The sequence below is a fragment of the Acinetobacter minutum genome, from assembly GCF_035916735.1.
In the GTDB taxonomy this organism is placed as follows: domain Bacteria; phylum Pseudomonadota; class Gammaproteobacteria; order Pseudomonadales; family Moraxellaceae; genus Acinetobacter.
Window position 1 is genome coordinate 176024 of the sequence record NZ_JAQIHG010000001.1, and the last position, 6429, is coordinate 182452.

The window sequence follows — 6429 nt, forward strand, 5'->3', positions numbered from 1 at the left end:
GCATAAAAAAAGAGCCCTTGTAGGCTCTTTTTTCGTGAATATGGATTACAGACGCATTTCGATACCTTGTTCAGCCAGATACTTCTTCGCTTCGGGAATCGTGTGCTGACCAAAGTGGAAAATACTGGCAGCTAAGACTGCATCTGCCCCGCCTTTGAGAATCCCATCGGCCAAGTGTTGCAGATTGCCCACGCCGCCAGAGGCAATGGTTGGGATGTTCACGCGGTCATTGATCGCACGCATCAGCGCGAGGTCATAACCGGCTTTGGTACCATCCGCATCCATACTGGTGATTAATAGTTCACCCGCACCATAATCCGCCATTTTTACGGCCCATTCAATCGCATCAATACCTGTCGGTTTGCGGCCACCGTGGGTGAAAATTTCCCATTTATGATCGCCGGTTTTTTTGGCATCAATCGCCACCACGATACATTGTGCGCCAAAGTGGCTAGAAGCCTCTTGTACGAACTCAGGGTTAAACACGGCTGCAGAGTTAATACTGACTTTGTCGGCACCGGCATTGAGCAAGTTGCGGATATCTTCGACTTTGCGTACGCCCCCACCGACAGTCAGCGGGACAAAAACAGTCTCAGCCATACGTTCAACGGTACGGTACGTGGTATCACGGCCATGATGCGTTGCTGTAATGTCCAGGAAGGTAATTTCATCCGCACCCTGTTCGTTATAACGACGTGCGACTTCTACCGGATCACCCGCATCACGAATATCAAGAAACTGTACGCCTTTGACCACTCGACCATTATCAACGTCTAGGCAAGGAATGATACGTTTTGCGAGCATAAATTTTTCCAAATATAACAGCCGATTATGAAAGTTCCCTACGCAGGTGCTACACCTCGGTAGATTGAACAGGTATTCTAGCAAAAATACATCAGATTTTTTGCAGGTTTTCTATGTCGGTTTATACCCCATTGAATTTACAGCAAGTTCAGACGTTTGCCGAACCTTATGGACTGGTTGTGACTGAATTAATTCCAATTCAGGGTGGCATTGAAAATACCAACTACTTTTTAGTGTGTGAGGATGCTCAGCAGTTTGTTCTGACCGTCTTTGAAGAGCTGAGCGAACAGGCCGCAGGGGAACTGATTCCTGTGCTGACCCATCTGGGACAAAATGGCGTGCCGGTTGCAGTGCCTTTACAACCTGCTGGACAGGCGATTCATAGGATCGCAGGGAAACCGGCACAAATCGCCCCTCGTTTACAGGGCGAACATCCATCACCTGCAACGCTGCCTCAAGTCGAAGCAATTGCTGTGGCACAAGCGCGCATGCATGTGGTCTTGCAGGATTATCCGCTACAACGTGAAAGTAACCATGGTCAAAGCTGGTGGGTAGAAACGGCAACGCGCCTGCGTCAGCGTATGAATGCAGAAGATCAGGCACTCTTGGATCAGGTCTTTGACTGTTTCAAAACCTGTCAGTCTGAATTTCCCGACCGTCCACAAGGTCTGATCCATGCGGACCTGTTCCGTGATAACACCCTGTTCGTTGGCCCGGCATTACATGGCATTCTGGATTTTTCTGAACTCAATCGTGATGACTTGCTGCTGGATATTGCCATCACGCTGAATGATTTTTGTAGTGACTATCCGGAAGTCACCTTGGATGAAGAAAAAGCCGATGCTTATCTGAATGCCTATCAGCTGGAGCGTGAGCTGACCCCGGATGAGTTTGCCTGTTTACCGGTGTATCTGGCGATGGCGGCCTGCCGTTTTTGGCTGTCACGGTTAGAAGTGGCAGAGCGAAATGCCACAGAGGGGCGTAGCAGTGCCGATATCTTGCAAAAAGATCCGCTCGAAATGCGCAATATGCTGGTCGAACGTTTGAAATATGTCGGGTAGGAACTGTTGATGCGTGATCAAGGCCGTCTGGTGGAATGGTTTGATGATAAGGGCTATGGCTTTATCCAGCCGAATGACCCGAGCAAAGCCAAGGTGTTCCTGCATATCAAAGATTTTTCCCGTCCTGGGCCACGTCCGATTGTAGGTTGTGCTCTGGAATATCTGGTGATACTAGACGGGCAAGGTCGTTGTCGTGCCCAGCAAGCCAGTTATCTGACTGCGGCTCAGGCACGTCATCTGCAAGGTAAAACCCAGGCAGTTCCAGATAGGGTAGAAAAGCTGCAACCAATGCAGATCGTGATCACGGCCTATCTGCTTTCGCTGGGGATTCTCAGCTTGAGTGGTCATCTGGCAGGCCTGATTCTTCTCGGCATTCTATTGACGAATGGGATCAGTTATTGGATGTATGCTCAGGATAAACAGGCAGCTCGCGAGGGGAAACAACGTGTACCCGAGCAAACCTTGCATGTGTTGTCGAGTTTGGGAGGCTGGCCGGCAGCCTGGTTGGCTCAGCAGAAATTTAGGCATAAAACCCAGAAACAGCCTTTCCGTCAGATTTACTTTGCCACGATTTTGTTGCATCTGCTGCTACTGGGTTGGTGGCTTTCGCCATTCAATGTGTTTCAAAATTAAGCCAGTGGAGTATCGTACATGAGCATGATGGATGGACAAAATGCCTATAAGAATCTGACCTTGGCCTTGTATGTACTGTATGCGCTTGCCATCTTGAGCGGTGGTCTGCTGGCGATTATCGCACTGATCATCAATTATCTGAAACGTGCAGATGTACAGGGCACGATTTATGCCAGCCACTTTCGCTGGCAGATCCGCAGCTTCTGGTGGTATCTATTGTGGAATATCCTGGCCTTTGTACCTTTTCTGTTTTTATGGCGCACCGATACGGATTTAACTGCACTCGCCAATGGGCTCGTTATTTCAACATTGCTCTGTGGGATGGTGATGGTGGCGGCCTGGATCTGGAGTATCTACCGGGTGATTCGCGGCTTGCTGGCGTTAAATGAAAACCGTCCGATGTACTGAAAAAGAGACAATAAAAAAGAGGCAATCGCCTCTTTTTTATTAAAAGATTTTAGATTTTGTCTTCATCTAGCAGGATTTGGGCATCACGCAGGTTGAGGGTGCCTTCGTAGATGGCACGACCGGTGATGGCGCCCAGAATGCCCGGTTTGCCTTTCAGATTGCGAACATCATCCAGATTGGTGACACCACCTGAAGCAATCACTGGAAGGCCAGAATACTGTGCCAGTTGTACGGTCTGCTCAACGTTGACACCCTGCATCATGCCATCACGCGCAATATCCGTGTAGATAATGCTTGATACACCTGCATCAGCAAAACGTTTTGCCAGTTCAGTGGCTTTCACATCCGTGACATTGGCCCAGCCATCAGTCGCTACCATGCCGTTCATGGCATCGATACCCACAATGATATGACCGGCAAATTTTTTGCAAGCCTCTTCAACAAATTCTGGTTCTTTCACAGCCTTGGTGCCAATAATCACGAAAGTCACACCGGCATCCAGATAATGCTCGATAGTCTCTAGTGAGCGAATCCCGCCACCAATTTGGATTGGCAATTCTGGTTGAGCTTTGGCAATCGCTTCAACCACCGGCTTGTGAATCGGCGTACCGGCAAAAGCACCGTTTAAGTCGACCAAATGCAGACGGCGGGCGCCCTCATTGACCCAATGTTGTGCTGTTGCAACCGGATCATCAGAAAATACGGTATCGTCTTCCATACGGCCTTGTTTTAAACGTACACATTTACCGTCTTTCAGGTCAATTGCAGGGATGATCAGCATGCTTTCGCTCCTGGCTTTATCTTTTCAAGCTTGAATTAGTGGCAATCTTAACAAAGTATTGTTCAATCGCTAAGCCTCGATGATGGGCTTTTCTGTTGAGAACCCGTTTTAGCGGCCCTTTCTGGGTGTTGTCAGCAGGTTGCGGCGCTTCAGTTCCTCATAGATTTGCAGGCTGGCATAAGCATCGGCGCAAGCATAGTCAATTTGGGCTTCGGTGAGTGGAAATTTGGACCAGTTGCTGAGTTTGGTGTGTTTGGACTTGGGGAGATATTGCTGCAATAAAATAGCGACCGCATTTTGTGCCCCAACCTGTTGTTTGATGCCAAAAACATGAAAACTTTTTGAAAGATCGACGGTTCCAGCAAGTTCAATCCCTTTACTGCGCAATAAGCTGACATCACTTTTTAGGGCAAAGCCGACTTTGAGTTGTTTGGGGTTGGAGAGCAGAGGAGCCAGAAAGGCTAAGGTCTCAGCATTAATCTGAAACAGGTAAGCGTGTTGATCTGTGGCCAGTTGTAGTAAATGTGGGCCAGTCGATTTTTCGTTGGCGTTAAATGTGGGCTTGGATTCTGTATCAAAACCGAACACGTGTACGGTATCGAGTTGTTCTTGAATGGCTCGACATTGTGCTGCAGTATTAATCAGATGGATCTGATCTCTGGGTAAATTGACGAAAGCAGGTAGCAAACGTCGTTCTGCCACGCTGGGGAAAGTCGTAAGAGAAAGTGGATCCATCATAATTTACGCTATAGCGGGATAACGAATTGAACGCTTTAAAGAGACAAAAATAAAGCCTAGATCGACTAGGCTTTATTTTATCGGATTAGATATCCCATTCCACAAAGTTTTTCAGTAACTGCAAACCGGCAGTATGACTTTTCTCTGGGTGGAACTGAGTAGCAAACAGGTTCTCTTTGTGGATTGCGGTGCAGAAATTCAGCCCATAATCACAGGTTGCTGCCACAATCGCCGGGTCTTGTGGCTCGACATAATAACTGTGCACAAAGTAGAAACGTGCGTCCTGTTCAATGTTTTTCCACATCGGATGGCTTGGGTCGATCTGATGCACCTGATTCCAACCCATATGCGGCACTTTGAGATGCGGAATTTCCGGGAAGCGTTTTACTTGACCTGCAAAAATCCCCAAAGCATCCACGCCGTCATTTTCTTCTGAACGTTGCATCAAGGCCTGCATGCCGACACAAATCGCCAGTACCGGTTTATTGAATGCTGCTTGACGCACGACTTCATCAATCCCGGCTTCATGCATACCCTGCATACAGTCGCGCATCGCTCCGACACCCGGGAAGACAATTTTATCGGCCTGGGCAATCAATTTTGGATCATTGGTGACATCTACTGTTGCACCGACATATTCCAATGCTTTTGCGGCAGAGTGTAAATTTCCCATGCCATAGTCAAGAAGCGCAATCCGGGTCATTACAAGCTACCTTTGGTTGAAGCAATGGTACCCGCAGCGCGTGGATCGAGTTCACAAGCCATACGTAGTGCACGAGCAAAAGCTTTAAAGGTTGACTCGATCTGGTGGTGACTGTTCTTGCCTTTCAGGTTGTCGATGTGCAAGGTCATCAAGGCGTGATTGACAAAGCCTTGGAAAAATTCGGAGAACAGGTCAACATCAAAAGTACCAATGCGTGCACGGGTAAATGGAATATCCATAAACAGACCCGGACGACCTGAAATATCAACGACTACACGCGATAAAGATTCATCCAGTGGTGCATAGAAATGGCCATAGCGACGGATGCCTTTTTTGTCACCTAGCGCTTGAGCAAAAGCCTGACCCAAGGTAATGCCACAATCTTCAACCGTGTGGTGATCATCGATTTCTAAGTCGCCATCGCAATGAATATCAATGTCAAACAAGCCATGTCGCTTGATTTGATCAATCATATGATCTAAAAAGGGAACACCTGTATTTAGAGTGCCTTGACCCGTACCATCGAGGTTGACACGAACTCGAATTTTGGTTTCGTTGGTATTTCTTACCACTTCGCTGATACGTTGCGTCATAGACACGTTCCTCAAAAAACGTCAAAAATGATTGATGTAAAGTTCGCTGTGACGAATGTGACAGCATCATAGATTGCTCAGGAGGGTTAATCAATGCCTATAACCGTACATGCTTATACTTCACTAGAAAATGCCGAAGTTCGCAGCCAGCTTGAGCGACTGTATGATACCAGCCCTGAATTTGGCGACGGTCAAGATGCCCTGCAACAGCTTGAACAACATCTTGCCCAGTATACCCTAGTTTACACGGCAGAATTTAACACAAAAATCATTGGTGCAATCTGGTGTAGCGGACAGGGCGAAAGCCGCCGTCTGGAATATATTGTCGTGCATCCAGCTAACCGTGGTCGTGGCGTTGCAGAACGTTTGGTCAGTGAAGTTTGCCGTATGGAAGAGGCTAAAGGTGTCAAAGTATTTGAACCGGGCTGTGGGGCGATTCATCGTTGTCTAGCACATTTAGAGAAAATTTAATCTCTTAAAGTCATTCAGGCATAATTGAGCAGCGTTTTAAATGCTGAGTTGCTTAAATTATGGATATTTTGATTTAAAAATAGGCGGTTGAAACATTTTGATGCATCTGTGCTTGACTCAATTGTATTTAAACTGTTTAATACGCCCACATCGGCGCGATAGCTCAGTCGGTAGAGCAACGGATTGAAAATCCGTGTGTCGGCAGTTCGATCCTGCCTCACGCCACCATATTCAAAA

At 47.5% G+C, this 6429-nt stretch carries 9 protein-coding genes and 1 tRNA gene; 5 read left to right on the plus strand and 5 right to left on the minus strand.

From position 1 onward, the window contains the following. Nucleotides 1-45: 45 nt before the first annotated feature. Nucleotides 46-804 carry an imidazole glycerol phosphate synthase subunit HisF gene (hisF, locus tag PAE54_RS00795; RefSeq protein WP_273777641.1) on the minus strand — a complete coding sequence of 253 codons (759 nt, stop codon included), beginning with the start codon at nt 802-804 and terminating at the stop codon, nt 46-48. 113 nt (nt 805-917) lie between these two features. On the opposite strand from hisF, the gene PAE54_RS00800 reads away from it, so the two are divergent. From PAE54_RS00800 to PAE54_RS00810, 3 genes are read left to right on the plus strand one after another with little or no spacing between them, the layout of a single operon-like run. Further along, complete coding sequence (locus PAE54_RS00800; RefSeq protein ID WP_326518057.1) at nt 918-1865, plus strand: homoserine kinase; 948 nt, start codon at nt 918-920, stop codon at nt 1863-1865. A 9-nt stretch (nt 1866-1874) separates the two neighbouring features. Continuing rightward, nucleotides 1875-2498: a DUF1294 domain-containing protein gene (locus tag PAE54_RS00805; RefSeq protein ID WP_326518058.1), complete on the plus strand. Its 624-nt coding sequence runs from the start codon at nt 1875-1877 to the stop codon at nt 2496-2498. Between the two features lie 18 nt (nt 2499-2516). Continuing rightward, nucleotides 2517-2906, plus strand: a complete 390-nt coding sequence (locus tag PAE54_RS00810) for a DUF4870 family protein (protein WP_273777638.1) — start codon at nt 2517-2519, stop codon at nt 2904-2906. A 49-nt stretch (nt 2907-2955) separates the two neighbouring features. On the opposite strand, the gene hisA is transcribed toward PAE54_RS00810, so the two are convergent. From hisA to hisB, 4 genes are all read right to left on the minus strand, one after another. Next, nucleotides 2956-3687, minus strand: coding sequence for a 1-(5-phosphoribosyl)-5-[(5-phosphoribosylamino)methylideneamino]imidazole-4-carboxamide isomerase (hisA, locus tag PAE54_RS00815; protein ID WP_326518059.1), 732 nt, complete (start codon nt 3685-3687; stop codon nt 2956-2958). Between the two features lie 108 nt (nt 3688-3795). Next, on the minus strand, nt 3796-4425 hold the full coding sequence (locus PAE54_RS00820; RefSeq protein WP_326518060.1) for a 3'-5' exonuclease: 630 nt from the start codon (nt 4423-4425) through the stop codon (nt 3796-3798). Between the two features lie 85 nt (nt 4426-4510). Next, a complete protein-coding gene (gene hisH / locus PAE54_RS00825) occupies nt 4511-5128 on the minus strand; it encodes an imidazole glycerol phosphate synthase subunit HisH (protein WP_326518061.1) in 618 nt (205 codons plus the stop codon). After that, nucleotides 5128-5721 (minus strand): imidazoleglycerol-phosphate dehydratase HisB, encoded by a 594-nt coding sequence (gene hisB, locus PAE54_RS00830; protein WP_273777634.1) that lies wholly within the window; start codon nt 5719-5721, stop codon nt 5128-5130. The genes hisH and hisB overlap by 1 nt, the downstream gene beginning before the upstream one ends. Before the next feature lie 93 nt (nt 5722-5814). Between hisB and PAE54_RS00835 the strand changes: the two genes are divergently transcribed. Next, nucleotides 5815-6192: a GNAT family N-acetyltransferase gene (locus tag PAE54_RS00835; protein WP_273777633.1), complete on the plus strand. Its 378-nt coding sequence runs from the start codon at nt 5815-5817 to the stop codon at nt 6190-6192. Nucleotides 6193-6344: 152 nt separating this feature from the next. Continuing rightward, nucleotides 6345-6420: transfer RNA gene (locus tag PAE54_RS00840), tRNA-Phe, on the plus strand. The last annotated feature ends 9 nt before the right edge of the window (nt 6421-6429 follow it).